Raw genomic sequence first — 24,842 nt, forward strand, 5'->3', positions numbered from 1 at the left:
GTTGTACATTCCTAAGAGGCTCCGTATCAAGTTGTAAATATTCACCCTCTTGTATAGGAAATATTATTTGCAGAAAAGTGTACATGATTATATTGTAACTATCAATGCGAATGGGTCTTTCTTCCATTTAATTTTCTTCATCTCCTATAGGATTATTTAACTTTAGTACATTACTATATTAATAGATTTAATGTCAAAAATAAACATATTATGTAAAAATTATATTATATATAATATACTCTAATAGAGTATAATAATTCCAAAATGAAACCTCGAGGTGTAAAGAGAATGAATAAGAAGTCGCTAGTTGTAATTTTTGCTATATTTGGTTTAATTGTTGGAGTCTATTTCTTAACTACGAGTGGTTCACAAAATGGTACCTTGGCTCAGGACCGAGGAGAAAGTCTAGATAATTCTTTAACCGAAAATGAAAAGAAAGAACAAGTGAAAGAGAACGAGCATGAGAGTGTTAGAGAGTTGGAGAATTTTTTGCATCTCTTGTTTGGTAGTGATGCTTCGGTAGAAGAAATCATATCTTATCTTGATCCCGACTTTTATACAATGGAGGATTTAGAGGAAATATCAATGTTGTTAGAGGATAGTGATCCCCCACTTCAAGTTTTAGATATAAATTTATATTACTGTAACGACTCATATAGCGAAGATAAAGAATCTAATATAGAAGAATTGTGCTATATTCAAACTTACGAAAGAATGGAGGGGGCTTTCGGAAATATGATGGACTATTACCTCATAAAAAAAGAAGGTCTTGATAATTGGGTGATTCAAGCTAATCCCTATAATAAAGAGTAAGATAGCTATTCACTACAAATACCCTTTGAACATCCCTCACTTAGTATAGCTTGAAGTGGGGGATGTTTTAATTCCTGGATGCGATGTTCTAACGAACTTTTGTGATGTGCTTGGCACGTTGGGTAGGTCCATTCTCGTATAGTTACTGTTTGACTTAACCATTAAGGAAAATCAGAGCCATGAAGGTAAATTTGAGAAAAAAACGGGATAATCCTATGATAATCATGATGAGAGAGAATCGTGCTTTTCGGACTAATGCACGTATACTTTTTTCTCCATCTGGAATAATCGAGATGATAATTTCTCTCGAAAGATAATGCTCAATGACGGCACAAGGAATGATGTTTTCTTTTTTTACATTCTTATACTCACTGAGGGAAACCACTATCGTTCCTGATACTTCCCGTTTTCACTTTCGAGATACAGGCAATATATGGGGAGATTAGCTTGATTCGGCTATACGGAGAAACTTTTTTTGAATGATGCAAGGGTAGACATCAAGAAAAGTAAGATTTCCTATGCCTAGTGTCATTCTCATTCGTTTCAGGTACTTTTTCAGTGTCATTTCCATAAGCGACACATCCTTCCGTTACTCCTTATTTAGAGTTAGGTTCCAAAAGGGTGATTGGTTGGTGTAACGATTAGTTCTCATACTTAATTCCACACGCATCCAAGATACACTTTGAGGCGATGTGTTAAACGGTTCCAGCGTATTTATTCGATAGATAATAGACCTTTTTGATTCCAGATCGAGCAAGGGAATAATGTGACATATATAGAACAACCACTAAGATCCTCTGTACTGTTTAAAATAGCATTCAATTCAGCCTGGACAACAAATGGGTATTTAGTATCCAGCCACTCGTCTTCCCTTAGTTTCTAGTAAACCAATTTTAAATTACTTCATTTTCATATTTATCATTTTTTAGTTGTTTCAGAAATGTAGTTCGACAGATGACTTTATCTAATCTGTTAATATAAGTTTAATTGTTGTAACACGATAATAAATGATTGCATACAGTAAATTATATGTTTTCGTAGTTTAAAAGGAATAGATTTGTCCTTTCTCGGCCATACTATGAATGGAGGTGGAGAAGCGATGAAAAATATAATGCCTGCTAAAAAGCAAAATAGCTTACAAGACTGCTTAATTTGTGAAGAAGAGAAAGACCGTGGAATTCATTTATTAAACTATTTTATTTGTGTAGAATGCGAAAAAGATATTGTTCAAAGTGAGACAGAGGATCGAGGATACAAATTGTACTTGGACCGATTAAGAAAAGTAAAAGACACATTAATATCGATGAAAGAAGATAAGGTTCATTAATTTTATGAACCTTTTTTACTTTGAAAATATAAAAATTAAGTAATGGTTCAGGAGTGAATGGCGGTGACTCCAGTGACGAGCATATGCTTCACGAATAAGCTTCGAGTTGTCTCGACGCATATAACATCAGAGCAACACTTGCAGAGGCAGAGACAGGACAATATACTTTAGCAGTATACAAAATGTATAGTGAGGAGGCTGAGGCTTTGCCTGCGGAAAGCTTCCTCCAGTAACGGATGAACACCTTTGATAGAAAATTTTCAATCCACATGGTGCAAATTTCCACTTGCGTCGAGGTCTATCCTGAAAAAATAAGATAGAAGCAGCTTATCTGCCCGCAATTAGTGGAAAAATTGAAATGCGGAAAGATAGAAGTTGCCAATGTTACCGCAAACAGAGAAAAAGAAAATTTGCGGGAAGATAGAAGCTGTCAATGTTACCGCAAACAGAGTAAAAGAAAGTTTGCAGGAAGATAGAAGCTGCCAATGTTACCGCAAACAGAGAAAAAGAAGGTTTGCGGGAAGATAGAAGCTGCCAATGTTACCGCAAACAGAGAAAAAGAAGGTTTGCGGGAAGATAGAAGCTGTCAATGTTACCGCAAACAGAGAAAAAGAAGGTTTGCGGGAAGATAGAAGCTGTCAATGTTACCGCAATCAGAGAAAAAGAAAGTTTGCGGGAAGATAGAAGCTGTTAATGTTACCGCAAATGAAGTGAAAGCAGAAATGCGGGATGAATGAAGACGATAATCTTCCAGCAAACGGGGGAAGGTCACAAATGTAGGAAGGGAGTATACCTTAGCTAGAGTATTTTCATGCGTCATGGTGCAAATCTCCACTTGCATCGGCGGTCTACCCTGAAAATAGCTAATCCTATTAGGTTCAATCAGGGAGCATGAGGGAGTGTGAGAGAGCTTGAACTAGGGTAAAATGAAGCAGGTACAGTTGAAGCAGGTACAAAAGTATCCGGTTCAATCCGCGAGCAAAACAGAGTTTGAAGGAGATTGAACCAGGTTAAAATGAAGCAGGTACAAAAACCAGGTAAGAATAAACCATAAAACCATATAGAAAAAGCTATTATTGAAATTTCGACTTCCACATAGAACGAGAGACTTCTAGATTAGTAATTTTCATCCCACATGGTGCAAAAATTTTCACTTGCATCGAGGTCTATCCTAAAAGTAGCAATACTCAACGGTTATCATTCGCTACAGCTCACTTCACTTTTTATCCAAGGGAAAGAGTGCCACATCTTAATTTGCATTTACAGTGACTTCTTTTATTAGGAACAATCACTGTGTGTCCTCAATTACATATGTAGTCCACTATCCTATTAATGCCCTTTATAAATGACCTCCTTCTTAATGAAATTTTTACCCAAAGAAAATGAAGATTTATTTTCACTCTAGCCAATTAAAATGAATGGTAAACGATCAACATTTTTATCCTCATGTCTTGTATAATAAAGGTAAGCATTGTGTGATTGGAGAAATAGAAATGGATCAAAGTAAAACACCTATATATAGTGCCCTTGTCAAACACCGAAATAAGGAAAACATTTCGTTTCATGTTCCAGGACATAAAAATGGGTCGGTATTTTTTGAAACTGCGAAAGAATTATATAAAAATATATTAGAAATAGATGTAACTGAAATTTCTGGAATGGATGATTTACATTATCCAACTGGTATTATTAAAGATGCACAACAATTAACTGCTCATTTATATGGCTCTAAATCTAGTTATTTTTTAGTTGGTGGATCAACTGTAGGTAACCTTGCAATGATAATGAGTATGGTTGGTACTGGGGATCAAATTCTTATCCAACGAAATTCTCATCAATCAGTTTTCCATGCTGTTGAGTTATCTGGTGCTATGGCAATATATTTAGAACCAGAAATAGATATTGAAACGGGTTTATCTTTAGGTGTCTCTATAAGCGTATTGAAAGAAGCTATAAGCCGTTATCCTAATGCAAAAGCAATTGTATTAACAAACCCTACTTATGAAGGATATGGACAATCATTATATAAACATGTAAAAATAGCTCATGAAGCTAACATATATATTTTTGTGGATGAAGCACATGGTGCTCATTTACTTGTAGAGGATAATAGATGGCCCATGTCTGCCATGAAAGCTGGAGCTGATATAGTTGTTCACTCTGCTCATAAAATGCTTCCTGCGATGACAATGAGTTCTTTTTTACATATAAATTCAGAACGTATTGATGAGAACAAAGTTAGGCAGTATTTAAAAATGCTCCAATCAAGTAGTCCTTCCTATCCATTAATGGCATCATTAGATGTTGCTAGAGCTTATCTAGCAAAGATGGTATCAGATGGCTGTGAAAAAGTAACCAATGAGTTAATGGAATTGAAGAAGGAATTAATGGAAGGAGAAACATGGCATTTAGCCCCTCCTATTATTGGTGACTATCGACAAGACCCTTTAAAATTGACTTTTCTAACAAAAGGGAATGCTTCAGCATATGAATGGCAAGAGAATTTTGAATCATATGGTATGTATCCTGAGCTTGTAACACCTAACCATTTAATATTAACCCTCCCCTTTTCAATTGAGGGAATAGCAAATACAAGAAAGTTGTGTAATGATATAAAAACATGCTTATTTATTCAAAATTTCCTAGAAGCCGGGGTAAAGCTATCAAATATTATTTATAATAAGCAACATATATCAGAACCAATATTAAGCTTAGAGGAATTAAATAAAGTATCTAAAAAACATGTCTATTTGGAAGAGTCTTTGGGGGAGATTGCTGCAGAAACAGTTACTCCATATCCTCCAGGCGTACCACTTATTTTAAGGGGAGAAGAAATTCAAAGTTTTCATATAGAAAAGCTAAAGTTTTTAAAAAATAATGACGTATATTTTCAAACAGGGGATTTATGGAAGGAAATAGGCATATGTGTAGTGAATTATAGTAGGTAAGGAGAATGTGTTTTGAGTGGACTTTTTGTAACATTTGAAGGCGGAGAAGGAGCAGGGAAAACGACTGTTCTAAGAGAAATAAAGAAGCGGTTAGATGAAAAAGGTAAGAAAGTTGTTATGACTAGAGAACCAGGTGGAAGTATTATTGCTGAAAAAATCAGAGAAATTATTTTAGATCCTGCTCATACAGAAATGGATTCAAGGACGGAAGCGCTTTTATACGCTGCTGCTAGAAGGCAGCATTTAGTAGAACGAATTGTTCCTTCCTTAACGGAAGGTTACAACATTTTATGTGATCGTTTTATAGATAGCAGTTTAGTGTATCAAGGAGTTGCAAGAAAGATAGGGATTGAAGAAGTATTTAAAATCAACTTGTTTGCAACGGATGGCTTAATGCCACACAAAACTTTATTTTTTGATATTGATCCTGAAATAGGCTTAAAAAGGATCGCTAGTCATGGTGGCAGAGAGTATAATCGATTAGATAGAGAAACACTAGATTTTCACTATCTAGTTAGACAAGCATATAGCGACTTACAAAAGAAGCATCCAGAAAGAATTCAATTAATTGATGCATCTGAAACATTAGATAATGTAATCGAAGCTACATGGGCATATTTAGAGCCCTTAATAAGATGATATTGAATATTAAAATATTCTATATTAAAAATCATGCAACGTTTGTAACTTGATATAATACACTATATAATATAAGCATTTCCAAACAATTTTTTGGGATATGAGGAGGTATGGTGATGAAATTAATTATGGCGGTTGTTCAAGACAAAGATAGCAATCGATTGTCAGATGCACTAGTGGAAAAGGACTATCGAGCAACAAAGTTGGCAAGTACAGGGGGATTCCTTAAAGCTGGTAATACAACTTTTTTAATAGGTGTTGAAGATGAAAGTTTAGAAGATGTTCTATCTATTATTAAGGATAACTGTAAATCTCGTGAACAGCTTGTAGCACCAATTTCTCCAATGGGGGGGAATGCAGATTCCTATGTTCCATATCCTGTTGAAGTTCAAGTTGGGGGAGCAACTGTATTTGTTTTACCTGTTGAGCAGTTTGAAAAGTTTTAATTCATCCATACTAAGGTGCAATTATTTTTTTTCAATAAATATACTAGTGGAGTGATTGTAAAGGTTTTCCATTTAAGAACGGAGATTGTCCTATGAGTTGGGAAAAACTGCAGAGCACACAGTCAAATGTAGTGAAAATGTTATCAAATAGCTTAAAGAAAGACCGTCTTGCTCATGCTTATTTATTTGAGGGTCCAAGAGGTAGTGGTAAAAAGGATGTTGCAAAAGTTCTAGCAAAATCACTATTTTGTATGAATAAAAATGGAATCAATCCTTGTTTATTATGTGTTCATTGTAAACGTATTGATTCTGGTAATCATCCTGATGTTCATTTTATAAGTACGGAAGGACAAGCTATAAAAGTGGATCAAATTCGTCATTTGAAAAAGGAATTTAGTTTTCGAGGAGTAGAGTCTGAAAAAAAAGTATATATTGTTGAGGATGCAGAAAAAATGACAGTTAATGCTGCAAACAGTATATTGAAATTCCTAGAAGAGCCTGATGGGATGGCAGTTGCTATACTCATGACTACTCAGTATCATCGTATTCTTAAAACAATCGTTTCTCGATCACAGGTTTTATCTTTTGCACCCTTAATTCCTGAAAGACTTGTAAAAAAATTAGTTGAAGAAGGGATAAACGAAGGGGATGCACGAATTGTTTCACAAATCACATATGATTTGGAAGAAGGTATCCAACTTTGCCAAGATAATTGGATTGCAGATGCTAGAAGTAAAGTGATACAATTAATAGATGAAATTTATTTGCGTCCAAAGTATGCATTTATAACGTTACAAGAAGGTTGGATGACTTTCTTTAAAGAAAAGAAGGACATGCAATTAGGATTAGATTTATTGATGATCTGGTATCGAGATGTTTTACGTTTTCAAGTAGGCCATCATGAGCAACTTGTTTATATAGATCAACAAAATAAACTTCAAGATCAGTCTTTAAAGATTTCACAACGAAAGCTGGGGTCTAACCTCCAGGCGGTTATGAATGCAAAAAGAAGGTTGGATGCAAATACCGCTCCCCAGCTATTAATGGAGCAATTGCTTCTTAGGTTACAGGAGGGATAACGTGCATCGAGTAGTAGGTGTTCGATTTAAAAAAGCCGGGAAAATTTATTATTTTTCCCCAGGTGAAATAGATATAGAAGAAGGAGAATATGTCATTGTAGAAACTGCAAGAGGCATTGAATTCGGAAAAGTAGTTATAGGTGTAAAAGAAGTACATGAAAATGATGTAGTAATGCCTTTAAAAAGTGTTCTACGTATAGCTACTGAAAAAGATAAACTTATTGTTACTGAAAACCGCGAGGAAGCTCAAAAGGCTTTTGAAGTATGTATAGAAAAGATTGCCATTCACGAGCTTGATATGAAGCTTGTAGATGTGGAATATACATTTGATAGAAACAAAATTCTTTTCTATTTTACTGCGGATGGTCGAATAGATTTTCGTGAACTCGTAAAGGATTTGGCTTCGATTTTTAGAACTAGAATTGAGCTACGCCAAATTGGTGTACGTGATGAAGCGAAGATGCTAGGTGGTATAGGGCCATGTGGTAGGATGTTATGCTGTTCAACGTTTTTAGGGGACTTTGAACCAGTATCTATAAAAATGGCCAAGGATCAAAATTTATCCCTTAATCCAACTAAAATTTCTGGTTTGTGTGGCCGCCTCATGTGTTGTTTAAAGTACGAAAATGATTTGTACGAAACAGCAAAAAAAGATTTGCCTGATATCAACCAAGAAATGAAGACAAGCTATGGTAGAGGAAAAGTTGTTGGTTTAAATATGTTAGAACGCCTTGTTCAAATTGAAATTTTTGAATCAAATCGAGTGATTGAATTTACTTTAGATGAGCTTATTGAAGAAGGAGCAATCACCACGGAAGCCACGAAATAATGAGGTGTGGATATCGTGAATAAACAGGAAATCTTTAGTCGTGTAAGCCAAATGGATGAAAGTATAGGAGAGCTACATCAAGAATTAAACCAATTGAAGGAACAGCTAGCTCTATTATTAGAAGAAAATCATCATCTCCAAGTTGAAAATGATCATTTACGTTCACGATTACAGCAAGCAGTAGATGAAGAACTAGATGATAAGAAACTAGAGGAAAAAGATGAATCGGGACGGCTCCGTTCAGATTTTGGTGAAGGCTATGATAACTTAGCTCGACTCTATCAAGAGGGATTCCACATCTGTAATATGCACTATGGAAGTATTCGAACAGAGGGAGATTGTCTCTTTTGTTTATCCTTTTTAAACAAGAAATAACGTAAATAAAGTCTTCCCAATTGACTATGGGAAGACTTTTCTTATAATATGCCTTAAAGTGAGGGAGAAACCCATGACTAAATTAATTCAGGAACGTATAAACTATATGCCAGGAAAAAAAAGATATATTTTTCAACGTAATGATATTTTCACCTTTTCTATGGATGCAGTATTGTTAGCTAAATTTGCGAAAGTACCGAAGGAAGAAGGTAAGATTGTTGATCTATGTGCAGGTAATGGTGCAGTACCACTAATGTTATCATTAAGAACAAATGCAAAAATAGATGCCGTTGAAATACAAAAAGAACTATGTGATCTTGCTGAGAAAAGTGTAGAGTATAATAGCTTGGAAAAACAAATTTCTGTTATAAATCAAAATATTATGAAGTTATCAGATGAAGTGAAATGGGGTTCCTATGATCTAGTAACGTGTAATCCTCCTTATTACTCCATTAACTCTCATAATAGAAGAAATAATAATGAAAAAGTGTCAATTGCCCGTCATGAACTTGAATGTACACTGGAGGATGTTATTCGCATTTCATCTAGGCTTGTTAAACAAACAGGTAGATTTGCGATTGTACACCGACCAGAAAGATTAGTGGAAATAATTATGTGTATGATTAAATGTTCGTTGGAGCCTAAAGTACTTCAATATGTTTATCCAAAACGTAAAAAGGAGCCAAATATGGTATTTATCGAGGCTGTAAGAAATGGAGGACCTGGGATAAAAACCTTAGAACCGATTTATGTTTACGACAACGAAGGGCATCATTATACAGAGGAGTTTAAGAATCATTATGAGCAGTGGTAATCATTATGTTTATGTTCTTCAGTGTCAAGATACCACCTATTATACCGGCTATACTACGGATATAGAAAAACGTATGAAAGCACATAAAGAGGGGAAGGGTGCAAAATACACTAGAGGACGTGGACCATTCTCCATCGTTCACGAAGAGACATATTCAACAAAAAGAGAAGCACTGCAGCGAGAATATTTTATTAAACAATTATCTAGAAAAGAAAAGGAAAAATTAATACACAATAAAGGGGGAGCAAAAGATGAATATTCAAAAAAGCTATCAAAATGAAAGTGGTGGATGCCTGTATCTTGTCCCTACCCCTATTGGAAATTTGCAGGACATGACATATAGAGCTGTGGAAATACTAAAAACTGCTAATATTATTGCTGCTGAGGATACAAGACATACGAAAAAATTATGCCATTATTTTTCAATTGATACACCTTTAATTAGCTATCACGAACATAATAAGCGAGATCGAGAAGATTATTTAGTGGAAAGAGCTTCGAATGGAGAGGTAATTGCTGTAGTAAGCGATGCAGGGATGCCTGCCATATCAGATCCAGGTTCTGATTTAGTTGCGAGGTTCGCAAAGGAACAAATTCCAGTTATAGCATTACCAGGGGCAAATGCAGCACTAACCGCACTTGTTGTTTCTGCTTTACCGACAGATAATTTTACCTTTATAGGATTTCTAGATAGGAAGAAAAAAGATAGAGACCTCATGTTAGAAAAGTGGAAAAAAAGTAGAAGTACATTGCTCTTCTATGAAGCACCTCATAGAATTAAGGATACTTTGTTTGCAATAAAAGAAATTTACGGTAATCGTGAAATAGCTTTGTGTCGTGAAATAACAAAGCAATACGAAACGATTATTAGAGGAAGAGTAGATGAAATTGTAGATTTCGTAATAGAAAATGCTATTAAAGGAGAATGTGTTCTTGTAGTTAAAGGAGCTTCTGAAGAAGAATTAAATGAATCTGCAGAAGATAATTGGTGGGATAAGCTTTCAGTAGTGGATCATATTAATACATATATAAATGAAAAGGGTTATTCCTCGAAGGATGCAATTAAACAAGTGTCCATGGATCGTCAAATGAAGAAAAGAGATATATATCAAATTTACCATGTTGAATAAAAGTTTAGACTTAAGAGAAAATGTGAATGCTTGTGGAAATTAAGTAGATTGTAACGAATCGAATCTAGAATAAAAGCTCTTTTTTTCATATCTTTATGGAACTTGATATTAATTTGTAAACAAAGGTTAATAATGAGGTGTAAAAAAACAATCCTATATCAGGTTAAGATGTAGGATTGTTTGGGTTACTAATTAATCTTGTTTTGCTAAGTAGCTTTCTAATTCTTGAATAATTTCTTTTGCACCTTGTGGACTTAAAATGATTTTACCTTCTGCGATAGAAAGATTATCATCAGATACTTCACCAGTAACTTGGCATGTCATATTAGGCTTGTATTTTTTTAAGACGATTTTTTCATCGTCAACATAAATTTCTAATGCGTCCTTTTCAGCAATATCTAGTGTGCGGCGTAGCTCGATAGGAATAACTACCCGACCTAACTCATCTACTTTACGTACAATACCTGTGGATTTCATAATTTTGTTTCTCCTCCCATGTGTGTTAATAATAGTCGTTGTCATTTGTTGTCAAGTTTCGACAAAATCTATCAAACTTAGAATACCAACTTTTCCAAAAGAAGTCAATTAAAATGTGTTTAAATTAAAACTATTTTTCCAAATCACTTCCTTTTATACAAATTTACTTCTTTTAGTTATGATACAACCTATACCCATTTTAAGGAATAAACTAACTAAATATTTGATATTTTTTACATTTTTTTATAATCTAGTAGGATAATAATTAATAGTCGCATTTAAATTACATATAATGGAATTTTTATGAAAATAAACTAATATCTACATACATTTCTCGTATCTTGACACATTTACTTGGATTAGGTATATTCTGAGTACAGATGCAAATACTAGTAATAAAAATGAACATTTATTTCTGATGACAGGATGAGTAAAAAGGGAGATTCATGACAGAGAGCCAGGGTAGCTGAAAACTGGTATGGATGAACTTTTGAATATGGTCCTACGAGGAGTTTGCTTTCGAACGTATATTAAACGCAAGAGGGTAACGGGTTTCCACCGTTAAATGGAAAGAGCTTCGTAATGAGTCATTTGATTTGAATGATAACGGAGCATCAGAGGCTGTTTTTACAAAAGGAACAGTAAATCTGGGTGGTACCACGTGAGATTAACTCTCGTCCCAATTGAGGACGGGGGTTTTTGTTTTATAGATAGAAACTATTTTTTTATGAACAGAAGGAGGATTTACAAACAATGGCAAGAGCAAACAATTCATTTTATATTACAACACCAATTTATTATCCTAGTGGTAAACTTCATATTGGGCATGCATATACCACTGTTGCTGGAGATGCAATGGCAAGATATAAACGCCTTCGAGGATATGATGTAATGTATTTAACAGGGACGGATGAGCATGGTCAAAAAATCGAAAGGAAAGCAGAGGAAGAAGGAGTATCTCCTCAAGAGTTTGTTGATAATATCGTAAGTGATATTCGCAAGCTGTGGGATAAACTAGACATTTCTTATGATGATTTTATAAGAACAACGGAAGATCGCCATAAGGAAATTGTTCAAAAGATTTTTAATCAGCTATTGGAACAAGGAGATATTTATCTTGACCAATATGAAGGCTTGTATTGTACCCCTTGCGAATCATTTTTCACAGAGTATCAAGCCAAGGATAAAAATTGCCCCGACTGTGGTCGACCTGTAGAAAAAGTAAAGGAAGAGTCATACTTCTTCCGTATGAGTAAATATGCTGATAGATTATTACAGTACTATGAAGACAATCCAGAATTCATACAGCCAGAATCACGGAAAAATGAAATGATTAATAACTTCATTAAACCAGGATTAGAAGATTTAGCTGTATCTCGAACCTCATTTAATTGGGGAGTTAAGGTTAAAAGTGATCCTAAGCATGTAGTTTATGTTTGGATTGATGCCCTGTCCAATTATATAACTGCTTTAGGTTATGGAAGTGATAATCAGTCAAAATATGAAAAATTCTGGCCTGCAGATGTTCATTTAGTTGGAAAAGAAATTGTACGTTTCCATACTATTTACTGGCCAATCATGTTAATGGCATTAGACTTACCGTTACCGAAAAAAGTATTCGGTCATGGATGGTTGTTAATGAAGGATGGAAAAATGTCTAAATCGAAGGGGAATGTTGTTGATCCAGTGCCGTTAATTGATCGATATGGATTGGATGCTTTAAGATATTATTTACTTCGAGAGGTTCCGTTTGGATCAGACGGAGTATTTACTCCGGAAAGTTTTGTAGAACGCCTAAATTATGATTTGGCTAATGATTTAGGAAACTTGTTAAATAGAACTGTGGCTATGGTTAATAAATATTTTGATGGAGAAATCCCGAAATATGTAAAGAATGCTACACCATTTGATGAAGTACTTGTAGAACATGTTCAAGCAACGGTTACAAAAGTTGAGAATTCAATGGAGGACATGGAATTTTCCGTAGCCCTTACGGCAATTTGGCAGCTTGTAAGTAGAACGAATAAGTATATTGATGAAACACAGCCTTGGATACTTGCAAAAGATGATGAGGCAAATGAACAATTGGGATCGGTAATGTACCATTTAGCTGAGTCTCTTCGTTACATTTCAATTCTTATTCAACCATTCCTAACGGAAACTCCTGAAAAAATATGGAGCCAGCTAGGTATAACTGACGATTCTACATCATGGGATACTTTAAAAGAATTTGGTCATTTAGCTAATGGAACGAAAGTAGTCAGTAAGGGAGAGCCTCTCTTCCCTCGATTAGAAGTTAAAGAAGAAGTGACACACATTGTTGAATCAATGGGTGGAGTAATTACTTCAGATGCTGATGAGGATTCAAAAGGAGAAGAAAAACAAGTGGAGCCCCCTGAGGTGGATGAAATAACCATTGATGATTTTACAAGAGTAGAACTTCGAGTTGCTGAAGTTATAAAAGCTGAAAAAGTTAAAAAGGCTGATAAATTATTAAAAATCCAACTTGATTTAGGATATGAACAACGACAGGTTGTTTCAGGAATTGCAAAGTACTATACGCCAGACAATTTAGTTGGTAAAAAGGTTATTTGTGTAACAAATTTAAAACCAGTTAAGCTAAGAGGAGAATTGTCTCAAGGGATGATTTTGGCAGCATCAGAAGGAGATGACTTAACATTGGCAACAATTGAAACATCTCTTCCAAATGGAGCAAAAGTAAAATAATTGCTATAGAGATTGAATGTGGATATTGAAAATCTAAGATCGCCTTTCCAATTGGGAAGGCGATTTAGATTCATGTGAAGATAAAGAACAATTTACATTAGGAGGAAAAACGATGCTATTTGATACTCATGTTCATTTAAATGCTGATCAATATGAGAATGATGTAGAAGAGGTGATTGAAAGGGCGAGGAAAGCTGGTGTGTCGGAAATGGTTGTAGTGGGATTTGATGAAAAAACAATAAAAAAAGCAATGGAGCTAGTGGATTCATATGAATTTATCTATGCGGCTATTGGTTGGCATCCTGTAGATGCAATTGATTTAAATGAGGAATATCTCCAATGGATTCGTCAGTTATCATCTCATGAAAAAGTGGTTGCTATAGGAGAAACTGGACTAGATTATCATTGGGATAAATCACCTAAAGAAGTTCAAAAGGATGCCTTTAGAAAGCAAATACAGCTTGCAAAAGAAGTGAAGCTTCCAATCATAATTCATGATCGTGATGCTCATCAAGACATAGTTGAAATATTAAAGGAAGAAAATGCAGAAGAAGTTGGGGGAATTATGCATTGCTTCGGGGGGAGTATCGAGATAGCTAAAGAATGCCTTAAAATGAATTTTTATATATCTTTCGGAGGTCCTGTTACTTTCAAAAACGCCAAACGACCGAAGGAAGTAGCAAAAGAAATACCGTTGAATCGATTACTCATTGAAACAGATGCACCATTTTTAGCTCCTCATCCATATCGCGGAAAGCGAAATGAACCTGAATATGTAAAAATAGTTGCAGAAAAATTAGCAGAGATAAAAGAAATTTCATACGAAGAATTAGCAAAATCTACTACTGAAAATGCAAAAAAACTTTTCGGTATTAATTGACAAGAGTTGATAGGGATTTTTGAAGGAACTTGTCCAAAACAAGGTTTTTTTCTATCGTTCTACAAGGGTTTGGTAGGGCATATAATAGTCATGTCGATAAGTTACCCTTTCCTAATTTTTAATAATAAAAGATAATAGGCAACGTAACATTTCACAAAATTGATGTTGACAAGGTGGTGGAGGTGGCATATTATTGATTCCTGAAGGAGGGGTTCAACCATGACTCAATGGATGAAGCGAATCTTCTCTGAATTTTCTTGGAGAAAATTTGCCATATCCAGTGTTGGCCTCCTGACGTTGATGGGGATACTTATCTTTGCAATTTATGAAGTGACGAAAACTTCTGTAACCGTATCATTGAATGATGAAAATATTACGGTTTACACCCATGCATCAACTGTTGGTGAGGTTTTGGAAGAACGTGGTATTGACGTAAGTGTTCACGATTACATCGAACCATCCATAGACACGACTATTACAGACGCACTGAAAATAACATATACACCTGCACAACAAATTTTTGTTAATATCGATGGTGAAGCCAAAGATATTTGGACAGTATCAGGAACAGTAGAAGAGCTCATGGACGAATTAGGTATTACGGTCAATGAGCACGATGTTATCGAACCGTCATTAGAAAAAGAGTTAACTGATGAAATAAAGGTGACTTATGAACCATCGTATGCAGTGACACTATTTAGTGACGGGGAAGAAAATAAAGTATGGACGACTTCAACAACGATTGGTGACTTATTAGAGAAAGAAAACATTACTCTTAATGAATTAGATAAAGTAGAACCAGCTATTGATGATGAAATAAATGAAGACACTGATGTAAATATCGTTCGGGTTGAAAAAGTGACAGACGTTGTGGAAGAAACCATTGACTTTGCTACTGTAAAAAGGAACGACTCAAGCTTAGAACGGGGGTCTGAGGAAGTTGTAGAATCAGGCCAGGAAGGTCGTCTAAAAAAACACTATGAGGTTATTTTTGAAGATGGCGAGGAAGTATCACGTGAATTAGTAAAGGAAGAAATGGTTCAAGAAAGTCAAGATCGTATCGTTGCTGTAGGTACAAAAGCTCCACCAGCTCCACCAGCTCCAGCGCAGAATCAAACTGTTTCTCGTGGATCAGGAGAATGGTCGTCATTTATTGCAACAAAATACACAGCATTTTGTCCTACAGGATGTACAGGTGTAACTGCTACAGGGATAGATGTTTCTAATACAATTACACATAATGGTAATAGAGTAATTGCGACTGATCCATCTGTTATTCCTATGTATTCTCTAGTAGAAGTAAGGACGCCTAATGAAACATTTGTAGCACAAGCATTAGATACTGGAGGAGCAATACAAGGAAATAAAATTGATATACTCGTAAATAGTAGAAGCGAGGCTATGAATTTCGGGATTCAGAATGTGCAAATTAGAGTTATAAGAAGAGGTAGATAGTTTAATAGTATTTATTTGACACAGAGTTAGACTCTGTGTCATTTTTTTGAGATAATGAACTTTATTTCTTCCATTCATACAAAAGTAAAAATACATGTATACTAAACAACAAATATGACTGAAGTATGGATACAATAGATAATACATACTGTATTTAGTTTGCGAGGGACATTTAATGGTTATTGAAGAAGTGATTGTTGTAGAAGGAAAAAATGATACTCATGCATTGAAGAGGGCTTTTCAGTGTGACACGATTGAAACGAATGGATCAGCAATAGCAGATCAGGTTATAAATAAGATTAAGCTAGCAAAGGAAAGACGTGGCATAATTATATTCACGGATCCTGACTTTCCAGGAGAGAAGATTCGTAAGACCATTGATCGAGCTGTACCTGGTTGTAAGCATGCTTTTCTTCCAAAGGAATATGCAATTGATGATAGGAAGAAAAAAGTAGGGGTTGAGCATGCATCAAAAGAGAACATTATGGAAGCAATTCAACAGGCTAAACCTACTGTTATCGATCACAATGATCTTGATATTATCATTTCTAAAGAAGAATTACTATTAGCAGGTTTACTTGCAGGAGAAGGTAGTCGTAAAAAAAGAGAACTATTAGGGAAAAAATTGAACATTGGTTATACAAATGGAAAACAGCTATTAAATCGACTTCTTCAATTTCAAATAACAAAGGAAGAATTTTTAGATGCGTTACGACTTATTGAAGAGGAGAACGAAAAATGAATGAAATAAAAGATATTGCAACACCGCAAAGAACGAAGAAAATATTAGAAAAATATGGATTTACTTTTAAGAAAAGCTTAGGTCAAAATTTTTTAATTGATACAAATATATTAAGACGGATAGTGGAGTCAGCAAAGTTAATGGAAACTTCTGGAGTTATTGAAGTTGGACCAGGAATTGGAGCTCTAACGGAACAGTTGGCTAAAAAGGCGGAAAAGGTTGTAGCATATGAAATTGATAAACGGTTAATACCAATTTTACAAGAGACGTTATCTCCTTATGAGCATGTGAAAGTAATTAATCAAGACATCTTAAAATCAAATGTAAAACAAATGTTAGATGAAGAATTTAAACAAGACCAAGATATTGCTATTGTAGCTAATCTTCCGTATTATGTTACAACTGCAATTTTAATGAAGCTGTTAGAAGAGGAGTTACCTATTCGATCTATTGTGGTTATGATTCAAAAAGAAGTAGCGGAACGAATCGCAGCAAGTCCTAATTCCAAGGATTATGGTTCATTATCAATTGCTGCACAATTTTATGCTATCTCTGAAACTGTATTTACTGTACCGAGAACGGTTTTCGTACCACAACCAAATGTTGATTCGGCAATATTAAGATTAACAATAAGGGATAAGCCTCCAGTTTCTGTAACGGACAAGGATTTTTTCTTTGAAGTTGTAAGAGCTTCCTTTACACAGCGTAGAAAAACCATATTAAATAATTTGTCACAATATTTTAATAGCACTTTGTCTAAGTCAGAGGTAGAGGATATTCTTCAATCTGCTAAAATTGAACCGAAGCGAAGAGGGGAATCCTTATCCATGGAGGAATTTGCAATTTTGGCTGAAACTCTTTATAAAAGACAAAATACGTTGTAGCAACAACTAACTTCCTTGCATAATTTATCGTGTGAGGAGGCGTATGTCATGGCGAAAATTCAAGTGGATAGTATTGTAGGAAGAAATTCATACAAATGTGATATTTTGTTTCGTGTGAAACGAATTGACGGTAATTATGTAGAATTACAAGGGGAAGACGTTCGTCTCGTTGCTGATGCACCTCTTAGTGATTTAATTTTAATAAAAGAAGAAGATCGAAAGAAAAGAGAAAAAAAACAAAAACAGCAAGAAGAAAACTGTTATCAGCTGTTTCGCCAAGACCGAAAACTAATAAGAGAAAAAAATGAATATGATGTTACTTCAGGTTATACAAAAAAAAACAGTTATTTTGAACTTCCTGGTAAAGTTCTTCATTTAGACGGTGATTCTTTATATTTAAAGAAATGCACTCAAGTATACGATCGTTTAGGGGTCCCTGTTTATGGAGTCCATCTTCAAGAAAAGGAAATGCCAATGCAAGTAGCTTCTTTAATAGAAATGGTGCGCCCTGATATTTTAGTTATAACTGGTCACGATGCCTATAGTAAAACAAAAGGCTCTGAGCATGAAATGAAAGCGTACAGAAATTCTCAGCACTTTGTAGACACAGTAACGGAGGCTAGGAAAGTTGTACCTTATATGGACCACCTAGTAATTTTTGCAGGAGCATGTCAATCTAATTTTCAATCAATACTTAAAGCAGGTGCTAATTTTGCTAGCTCTCCTAATAGAATTAACATTCATGCTCTAGACCCTGTTTATGTTGTATCAAAAGTTAGCTTGACTCCTTTTATGGAACGAGTAGGTGTATGGGATATATTAAAGACTTCATTGACAGGTGAAAAAGGATTAGGTGGAGTTGAAACGAGTGGTACTTTAAGAAGAGGGATGCCTCATACTCCAGAAAATAATAATAACTCTCAATAAAAAATATCCATTTACTAATGGTTACCAGACTGTATCAAAGGCGAATTGATACAGTCTTTTTAAAAAATTTACATAATTTTGTCGGATTGGTACATGATAAAAAATAACATAAGCAAATCAGTAATTTTTAATTGACACCATGAGTATACATTGATATAATTTTAATTTTATTTGACTTGTATACCTTTCTGTGTTAAACTTAGGACAAGTGAGGTGTGGTGGATGGCAAAAACATTAATCGAGATTAAGCAATCTTTAGACGAAAAAATAGGGAAAAGGATTACCATTCAAGCTAATGGGGGAAGACGTAAAACGATTGAACGTTCTGGTCTTTTAGAAGGTACGTATCCATCCGTTTTTACAGTCAAGCTTGATCAAGATGAATATGCTGTTGAGAGGGTTTCCTATAGTTATACAGACGTATTAACGGAGACAGTTAAACTCACTTTGACAGATGAAATGGACGTTTCCTTAGAAGCAACGGAAAATGTATAAAAAGCTTAAATAAAAAAGGCTATCAATAATACAGACGATTATCCAAAAAAATTCCCAACTAGTTCTTTTCAGTTGTGATTTTTTTGGATAATCGTTTTTTCGTGTGTGGCTATCATGTTACCACCCGGTTCAGAAGTGAAAGACGACATTTCTTGCGGGAAGGCGAATCCGGAGCTAAGATGGCGACTTTACGCCGTTGCCCACAGGACGAAGGCATACCTTAGGTGTAATTGGACTGACTGTAACGGATGCTCCAGCGGAAAAGTGCAAGATGAGGCCCCGCAAATATGATTTGTTTATTTGGATATAATAAACATTAACGCAGAGCAATGGAGGGTGATGTAACGAATGAGCAGAAGACGAGGAGTTATGTCAGAACAATTTAAAGAGGAACTGGCAAAAGAGCTTGGCTTCTATGATACAGTCCAACGGGAAGGTTGGGGAGGCATTCGTGCAAGAGATGCTGGAAACATGGTTAAGCGTGCGATAGAGTTAGCTGAACAGCAAATCTCCAGTAATCAACAACAATAAATTTGTTCTGCGTCAGGAGTTGAAGCAATCCTCTGCTTCAACTCCTTTTTCATCAAATTAATAAGTAAATGGTAGTATAAGAAGTTAACAAATGGTAAAATAACCTAGGTTGAAACGGATTATAAGTAGGTGATAAATGTGCAAAAAATTGTAAAAGCACCAGCAAAAATAAATTTAACATTAGATGTTGTTCGAAAAAGAGATGACGGGTATCATGACGTGGAAATGATTATGACCACTGTCGATCTTGCTGATCGTATAAAACTAGTATCATTAGATGAAGATCAAATTATTGTTGATGTGACAAAAGGTTATGTTCCTAGTAATGAAAATAACTTAGCATATATAGCTGCAAGAGAATTGAAAGATAGACTAGGGATAAAACAAGGTGTATCTATATTTATTGATAAACAAATACCTGTATCTGCCGGTTTGGCTGGAGGTAGCACAGATGCTGCTGCGGTATTGAGAGGGTTAAATGATATGTGGGAGCTTGGGCTGTCCATAGAGGAGTTAGCTGATATAGGACTTTCTATAGGTTCTGATGTCCCATTTTGTGTTCATGGTGGGACAGCTATTGCTAGAGGTCGTGGAGAGTTATTAGAGTTTCTTCCAACCCCGCCTCCGTGTTGGGTTATCTTAGTTAAGCCGTCTGTTGGAGTATCTACGAAAGATATTTATGAACGTTTAAATGTATCAGAGCTAAAGCACCCAGATACAGAGGGTATGGTAAATGCGATCACTAACCAAGATTTTAATGGTGTATGCTCTCGATTAGAAAATGTGATGGAAAAGGTAACCTTTGAATTACATCCTAAGGTGGAAATATTAAAGGAACGCTTAATTCAATACGGAGCAGATGGTGTTGTGATGAGTGGGAGTGGACCAACTATTTTTGCTATTACCCAAAATGAACATCGTGCTATTCGATTATATAATAGCTTAAAAGGGTTTATGGAAGAAGTATATGTTGTTCGCCTTTTAGGGAATAAACACGAATAATTCTTTTAACATCTTGTTAATTCCGTATAAAAATGGTATATTACACATTGAATATTCGGATTTTACATGTTAAGAAGGATAATAATTTTTTTCTACAATGAATTTAAATAATTGTAGTTGAAAAATTTGTCACTTCCCATATCGGAGGGTACTTATGAAATATAGAAGAAGTGGTCGATTAGTTGATATGACAAATTATTTTTTGACGCATCCTCATCAACAAATCCCTTTAAGTTATTTTTCGGAAAGTTATGATTCAGCTAAATCTTCTATTAGTGAAGACATATCGATAATTAAAGAGGTCTTTGAATATAACCGACTAGGAACAATTGGAACAACAGCTGGCGCATCAGGTGGTGTGACTTTTATCCCTACAGTTGATTTAACGAGAACAGAATCACTTATTGATGAGTTATGTTATCGTTTAGAAGACCCAGAACGATTATTGCCGGGTGGATATTTGTACATGATGGATGTAATTGGTGACCCTTTATTAACCCAAGATCTAGGTAGAATATTTGCCTCTAAATTTCGTAAATCAAAAGTTGATGCTGTCATGACAATGGCTACTAAAGGTATCCCTTTGGCATACTCTGTCGCAGGACATTTAAATGTTCCAGTAAGCATTGTTCGTCATGAACATCGAATTACGGAAGGTTCTTTGGTTAGTATAAATTATGTATCAGGATCACAAAAGAGGATTCAAACAATGTCTCTTGCAAGAAGAAGTCTAGCACCTAATTCAAATGTGCTCATTATTGATGATTTCATGAAGGCTGGAGGAACCATTCGAGGTATGATGGACTTAGTAAAAGAATTTCAATCTACCATTGCAGGGATTGGGGTTTTAACGGAAGCTGTGCATCATGAGGAAAAGCTAGTTAATGAGTATGTCTCTCTAACAAAGCTATCGGAAATGGATATAAAATCTAAAAAAATTAAAGTGGTAAGAGGAAGTATATTCGATAATCCATTTTATTTACAGGATTAAGTAATTTGTGTTTTGTCACAATTTGTATAAAATTTGACAAATGAATAAAATTTCATAATTATTTTCTCTTTTTTTCTCCAAAAAGAAGGAGTTCGCGATAAAATGTAGAAAAAAGTATAAAGCGTTTATTTTTTTGCGAAAAGGTGGTGGCAGATATGGAAGTAACAGATGTGAGACTTCGCCGTGTAAATACGGAAGGTCGTATGCTTGCAATCGCATCTATTACCATCGATGATGAATTTGTCGTTCATGACATTCGTGTAATCGACGGCAATAATGGAAAATTTGTGGCTATGCCAAGCAAGCGTACTCCCGATGGAGAATTTAGAGACATTGCTCATCCAATTTCCTCTAAGACTCGTGAAAAAATTCAGTCAGCAGTATTGGCTGAGTACGACCGCGCTGGTGAAGAAATAGAGTTTGAAGAAGCGGGTGCTTCTTGATTTAAAAGAGAGACCTTAGTCAATAAGTAGACTAGGGTCTTTTTTTTTGAAAACACTTACATTGGTATTTTTGTAGAAGACTGAACTCGAAAATAAAAAGGCTTCAGGAGTGAAAGGCCGTGACTCCAACGACGAGCATGCACTTCTCGCATTCACTACGAAATGTCTCGATGCAAATATTATCAGAATATTATCATGTAGGAGGAAGAGACAGGAACATGGGATTCATGGAGTTCTTGGCTTAATTGCATTTCCCTATCCCCGCTAGTTACTACTCCATTGAAATCTATTGTCCATTAAATGAGACATTGTAGTAAAATATAAGAGTAATATATATATAATAAGGCTGTCTATAATAAAATTGACATTAAATGCGTAGCAATCTTGAAAAGAACGTCAATTTAGGATATATTCGTAATGGAAAATGAGCCTTTGGAGGATAATATATGAATAATCGGTATGCAGTTATTTTAGCTGCTGGTAAAGGTACAAGAATGAAGTCGGATTTGTACAAGGTTTTACATCAAGTTTGTGGAAAGCCTATGGTACAGCATATTGTTGATCAGCTTAAAGGTTGTCAAGTTGATAAGGCAATTACAGTCGTAGGGCATGGTGCTGAAAAAGTAAAAGAACAGTTAGGTGCGGATGTATCTTATGTTTTACAAGAGGAGCAATTGGGTACTGGACATGCCGTTTTACAAGCAGAGCCCATGTTAGGTAATCAGAATGGAACAACCATTGTTGTTTGTGGCGATACGCCATTACTAACAAGTGAAACAATGAATTCCTTGATTGAAGAACATGAATCAAAAAATGCAAAAGCTACTATTTTAACAGCATTAGCCAGTGATCCAACAGGATATGGACGTATACTAAGAAGTCATGAGGATGGAACGGTAAAGAAAATAGTAGAACATAAAGATGCTTCGGAAGAGGAACGCTTGGTGAAGGAAATTAATACAGGTACGTATTGCTTTGATAATCAAGCATTGTTTCAAGCATTGAAAAATGTAGGTAACGATAATGTGCAAGGTGAATACTACTTGCCAGACGTTATTGAAATTCTACAAGAGCAAGGTAAAATCATAGCAGCATTTCAAACCCCTCTTTTTAGTGAAACGATAGGTGTAAATGATCGTGTTGCTTTAAGTCAGGCTGAAAAGGTGATGAAAAATCGAATTAATGAAAGACTTATGAGGGATGGAGTCACATTAATAGACCCTGACAATACGTACGTATCCTCTGATGCCAAAGTTGGTAGAGATACAATTATTTATCCTGGAACGATAATAAAAGGGGAAACAATTATCGGAGAACTGTGTGAGGTAGGTCCTCATAGTGAAATTGAAAATAGTAAAATTGGGAATAATACTTTAATTAAACAATCTGTAGTACATGATAGTGATGTAGGAGATTTCGTATCAATTGGACCATTTTCTCATTTGCGACCAAAAACCCAATTAAATGATCATGTTAGAGTTGGAAACTTTGTAGAACTGAAAAAAACATCTATGGGTGAAGGTAGTAAGGCTTCTCACTTAAGTTATTTAGGAGATGCAGAGATAGGTAATGGTGTGAATGTAGGTTGTGGATCAATAACAGTAAACTATGATGGGAAAAATAAGTACTTAACTAAAATTGAAGATGGGGCTTTTATTGGTTGTAATTCCAATTTAATAGCACCTGTAACAATAGGTAAAGAGGCATTTATTGCGGCTGGATCCACTATTACAGATGATGTCCCAAGTGAATCTTTAGCTATTGCCAGACAAAGGCAAACAACAAAAGAAGGATATACCAAAAAGAAGAACATAGGAAAATAATGGAGGTTTTTAATAGCATGGCTCAGTATGGAGACGATTCGTTAAAAGTATTTACACTTAATTCTAACCCAGATTTAGCGCACGAAATTACAGACTACATCGGTATTCAAATGGGTGAATGTTCTGTAGACCGTTTTAGTGATGGTGAAGTTCAAATTAACATTGAAGAAAGTATTCGTGGATGTGACATCTTTGTCATTCAATCCACTAGTTCACCAGCAAATGAACATATAATGGAGCTTTTGATTATGATAGATGCATTAAAGAGAGCTTCTGCAAAAACAATTAATGTTGTAATTCCTTACTATGGCTATGCACGCCAAGATCGAAAAGCTCGTGCACGTGAGCCAATTACTGCTAAATTAGTAGCTAACTTACTAGAAACTGCAGGTGCTTCACGAGTTATTTCTCTTGATTTACATGCAACTCAAATTCAAGGTTTCTTCGATATTCCAGTAGATCAGTTAGTTGGTGTTCCTATTTTAGCTGATTATCTTCAAGAAAAGAATTTTGAAGATCCAGTTATCGTTTCTCCTGACCACGGAGGGGTAGTAAGAGCTAGAAAAATGGCAGATCGTTTAAAAGCACCTATTGCTATTGTTGATAAACGTAGACCTAAGCCTAATGTAGCTGAAGTTATGAACATTGTTGGTAATATTGAGGGCAAGACTGCAATCCTTATTGATGATATTATCGATACTGCTGGAACAATTACTCTTGCTGCTAATGCAATGATGGAAAATGGTGCGAAGGAAGTGTATGCTTGTTGTACACACCCTGTTTTGTCTGGGCCAGCTATTGAACGTATACAGAATTCAAAAATAAAAGAGCTTGTTGTAACAAATTCTATTCCACTATTAGAGAGTAAGAAAATAGATAAAATCACACAATTATCCGTTGCTCCATTACTTGGTAAGGCAATAATCCATGTACATGAGCAACGTTCAGTAAGTAGATTGTTTAATTAAATTTCTTCAATTTTGATTGTTCCATATACGAATAAATCATTTTTTCGATAAACTGATTCGTATTCTGAAAGTCGAGGTTTCAATTCATTCAAATTAG

The 24,842-nt window shown here is 35.1% G+C and carries 26 protein-coding genes and 1 other annotated feature; of the genes, 25 read left to right on the plus strand and 1 reads right to left on the minus strand.

The annotated features are described in order from the left end of the window. The first annotated feature begins 288 nt into the window (after window positions 1-288). The 12 genes from QA612_RS21095 (at window position 289) to rsmI (ending at window position 10,400) form a co-directional block, all read left to right on the plus strand. Window positions 289-813, plus strand: coding sequence for a hypothetical protein (locus QA612_RS21095; RefSeq protein WP_278285814.1), 525 nt, complete (start codon window positions 289-291; stop codon window positions 811-813). Window positions 814-1,912: 1,099 nt separating this feature from the next. Beyond that, window positions 1,913-2,140: a sigma factor G inhibitor Gin gene (locus QA612_RS21100; RefSeq protein WP_278285815.1), complete on the plus strand. Its 228-nt coding sequence runs from the start codon at window positions 1,913-1,915 to the stop codon at window positions 2,138-2,140. A gap of 485 nt (window positions 2,141-2,625) precedes the next feature. Beyond that, entirely contained in the window at window positions 2,626-2,772 is a 147-nt protein-coding gene (locus QA612_RS21105; protein ID WP_278285816.1) for a hypothetical protein, read from the plus strand. A gap of 861 nt (window positions 2,773-3,633) precedes the next feature. Then, on the plus strand, window positions 3,634-5,088 hold the full coding sequence (locus tag QA612_RS21110) for an aminotransferase class I/II-fold pyridoxal phosphate-dependent enzyme (protein ID WP_278285817.1): 1,455 nt from the start codon (window positions 3,634-3,636) through the stop codon (window positions 5,086-5,088). 12 nt (window positions 5,089-5,100) lie between these two features. Next, window positions 5,101-5,727 (plus strand): dTMP kinase, encoded by a 627-nt coding sequence (gene tmk / locus QA612_RS21115; protein WP_278285818.1) that lies wholly within the window; start codon window positions 5,101-5,103, stop codon window positions 5,725-5,727. Between the two features lie 116 nt (window positions 5,728-5,843). Beyond that, the gene (locus tag QA612_RS21120) at window positions 5,844-6,173 is read left to right on the plus strand and encodes a cyclic-di-AMP receptor (RefSeq protein ID WP_278285819.1); all 330 of its coding nucleotides are present in this window, start codon (window positions 5,844-5,846) and stop codon (window positions 6,171-6,173) included. A gap of 92 nt (window positions 6,174-6,265) precedes the next feature. Further along, on the plus strand, window positions 6,266-7,252 hold the full coding sequence (holB, locus tag QA612_RS21125; protein ID WP_278285820.1) for a DNA polymerase III subunit delta': 987 nt from the start codon (window positions 6,266-6,268) through the stop codon (window positions 7,250-7,252). A 1-nt stretch (window position 7,253) separates the two neighbouring features. Then, window positions 7,254-8,081, plus strand: coding sequence for a PSP1 domain-containing protein (locus QA612_RS21130; protein WP_278285821.1), 828 nt, complete (start codon window positions 7,254-7,256; stop codon window positions 8,079-8,081). Window positions 8,082-8,096: 15 nt separating this feature from the next. Continuing rightward, window positions 8,097-8,456, plus strand: coding sequence for a DNA replication initiation control protein YabA (yabA, locus tag QA612_RS21135; protein ID WP_278285822.1), 360 nt, complete (start codon window positions 8,097-8,099; stop codon window positions 8,454-8,456). 73 nt (window positions 8,457-8,529) lie between these two features. Then, window positions 8,530-9,270, plus strand: coding sequence for a tRNA1(Val) (adenine(37)-N6)-methyltransferase (locus QA612_RS21140; RefSeq protein ID WP_278285823.1), 741 nt, complete (start codon window positions 8,530-8,532; stop codon window positions 9,268-9,270). Further along, a complete protein-coding gene (locus QA612_RS21145; protein WP_278285824.1) occupies window positions 9,257-9,550 on the plus strand; it encodes a GIY-YIG nuclease family protein in 294 nt (97 codons plus the stop codon). Before QA612_RS21140 ends, QA612_RS21145 begins: the two co-directional genes overlap by 14 nt. Next, window positions 9,522-10,400 carry a 16S rRNA (cytidine(1402)-2'-O)-methyltransferase gene (rsmI, locus tag QA612_RS21150; protein ID WP_278285825.1) on the plus strand — a complete coding sequence of 293 codons (879 nt, stop codon included), beginning with the start codon at window positions 9,522-9,524 and terminating at the stop codon, window positions 10,398-10,400. The genes QA612_RS21145 and rsmI overlap by 29 nt, the downstream gene beginning before the upstream one ends. A 192-nt stretch (window positions 10,401-10,592) precedes the next feature. Here the strand turns inward: rsmI and QA612_RS21155 are convergent, their stop codons facing one another. Continuing rightward, window positions 10,593-10,877 carry an AbrB/MazE/SpoVT family DNA-binding domain-containing protein gene (locus tag QA612_RS21155; RefSeq protein ID WP_278285826.1) on the minus strand — a complete coding sequence of 95 codons (285 nt, stop codon included), beginning with the start codon at window positions 10,875-10,877 and terminating at the stop codon, window positions 10,593-10,595. Window positions 10,878-11,286: 409 nt separating this feature from the next. Beyond that, window positions 11,287-11,562, plus strand: a binding site (T-box leader). A gap of 68 nt (window positions 11,563-11,630) precedes the next feature. On the opposite strand from QA612_RS21155, the gene metG reads away from it, so the two are divergent. The 13 genes from metG to QA612_RS21220 all read left to right on the plus strand — a co-directional run bounded on the left by metG (window position 11,631) and on the right by QA612_RS21220 (window position 24,745). Continuing rightward, window positions 11,631-13,604 carry a methionine--tRNA ligase gene (gene metG, locus QA612_RS21160; protein WP_278285827.1) on the plus strand — a complete coding sequence of 658 codons (1,974 nt, stop codon included), beginning with the start codon at window positions 11,631-11,633 and terminating at the stop codon, window positions 13,602-13,604. Window positions 13,605-13,716: 112 nt separating this feature from the next. Further along, window positions 13,717-14,484: a TatD family hydrolase gene (locus tag QA612_RS21165; protein WP_278285828.1), complete on the plus strand. Its 768-nt coding sequence runs from the start codon at window positions 13,717-13,719 to the stop codon at window positions 14,482-14,484. A gap of 219 nt (window positions 14,485-14,703) precedes the next feature. Next, window positions 14,704-15,939 carry a ubiquitin-like domain-containing protein gene (locus QA612_RS21170; RefSeq protein WP_278285829.1) on the plus strand — a complete coding sequence of 412 codons (1,236 nt, stop codon included), beginning with the start codon at window positions 14,704-14,706 and terminating at the stop codon, window positions 15,937-15,939. Between the two features lie 175 nt (window positions 15,940-16,114). Beyond that, window positions 16,115-16,681 carry a ribonuclease M5 gene (rnmV, locus tag QA612_RS21175; protein ID WP_278285831.1) on the plus strand — a complete coding sequence of 189 codons (567 nt, stop codon included), beginning with the start codon at window positions 16,115-16,117 and terminating at the stop codon, window positions 16,679-16,681. Further along, window positions 16,678-17,565, plus strand: a complete 888-nt coding sequence (rsmA, locus tag QA612_RS21180; protein ID WP_278285832.1) for a 16S rRNA (adenine(1518)-N(6)/adenine(1519)-N(6))-dimethyltransferase RsmA — start codon at window positions 16,678-16,680, stop codon at window positions 17,563-17,565. The genes rnmV and rsmA overlap by 4 nt, the downstream gene beginning before the upstream one ends. Window positions 17,566-17,613: 48 nt before the next feature. After that, window positions 17,614-18,492, plus strand: coding sequence for a sporulation peptidase YabG (yabG, locus tag QA612_RS21185; protein WP_278285833.1), 879 nt, complete (start codon window positions 17,614-17,616; stop codon window positions 18,490-18,492). A gap of 222 nt (window positions 18,493-18,714) precedes the next feature. Then, a complete protein-coding gene (veg, locus tag QA612_RS21190) occupies window positions 18,715-18,987 on the plus strand; it encodes a biofilm formation stimulator Veg (RefSeq protein WP_278285834.1) in 273 nt (90 codons plus the stop codon). Window positions 18,988-19,335: 348 nt separating this feature from the next. After that, a complete protein-coding gene (locus QA612_RS21195) occupies window positions 19,336-19,518 on the plus strand; it encodes a small, acid-soluble spore protein, alpha/beta type (RefSeq protein WP_278285835.1) in 183 nt (60 codons plus the stop codon). Between the two features lie 138 nt (window positions 19,519-19,656). Then, window positions 19,657-20,520 (plus strand): 4-(cytidine 5'-diphospho)-2-C-methyl-D-erythritol kinase, encoded by an 864-nt coding sequence (ispE, locus tag QA612_RS21200; protein ID WP_278285836.1) that lies wholly within the window; start codon window positions 19,657-19,659, stop codon window positions 20,518-20,520. A gap of 154 nt (window positions 20,521-20,674) precedes the next feature. Further along, window positions 20,675-21,511 carry a pur operon repressor gene (purR, locus tag QA612_RS21205; RefSeq protein ID WP_278285837.1) on the plus strand — a complete coding sequence of 279 codons (837 nt, stop codon included), beginning with the start codon at window positions 20,675-20,677 and terminating at the stop codon, window positions 21,509-21,511. Window positions 21,512-21,666: 155 nt separating this feature from the next. Then, on the plus strand, window positions 21,667-21,954 hold the full coding sequence (gene spoVG / locus QA612_RS21210; protein ID WP_278285838.1) for a septation regulator SpoVG: 288 nt from the start codon (window positions 21,667-21,669) through the stop codon (window positions 21,952-21,954). Between the two features lie 446 nt (window positions 21,955-22,400). Further along, on the plus strand, window positions 22,401-23,777 hold the full coding sequence (gene glmU, locus QA612_RS21215; RefSeq protein ID WP_278285839.1) for a bifunctional UDP-N-acetylglucosamine diphosphorylase/glucosamine-1-phosphate N-acetyltransferase GlmU: 1,377 nt from the start codon (window positions 22,401-22,403) through the stop codon (window positions 23,775-23,777). 17 nt (window positions 23,778-23,794) lie between these two features. Continuing rightward, entirely contained in the window at window positions 23,795-24,745 is a 951-nt protein-coding gene (locus QA612_RS21220; RefSeq protein ID WP_278285840.1) for a ribose-phosphate diphosphokinase, read from the plus strand. Window positions 24,746-24,842 lie beyond the last annotated feature (97 nt).

The sequence above is a fragment of the Evansella sp. AB-P1 genome (assembly GCF_029688925.1).
Classification (GTDB): domain Bacteria; phylum Bacillota; class Bacilli; order Bacillales; family Salisediminibacteriaceae; genus Evansella.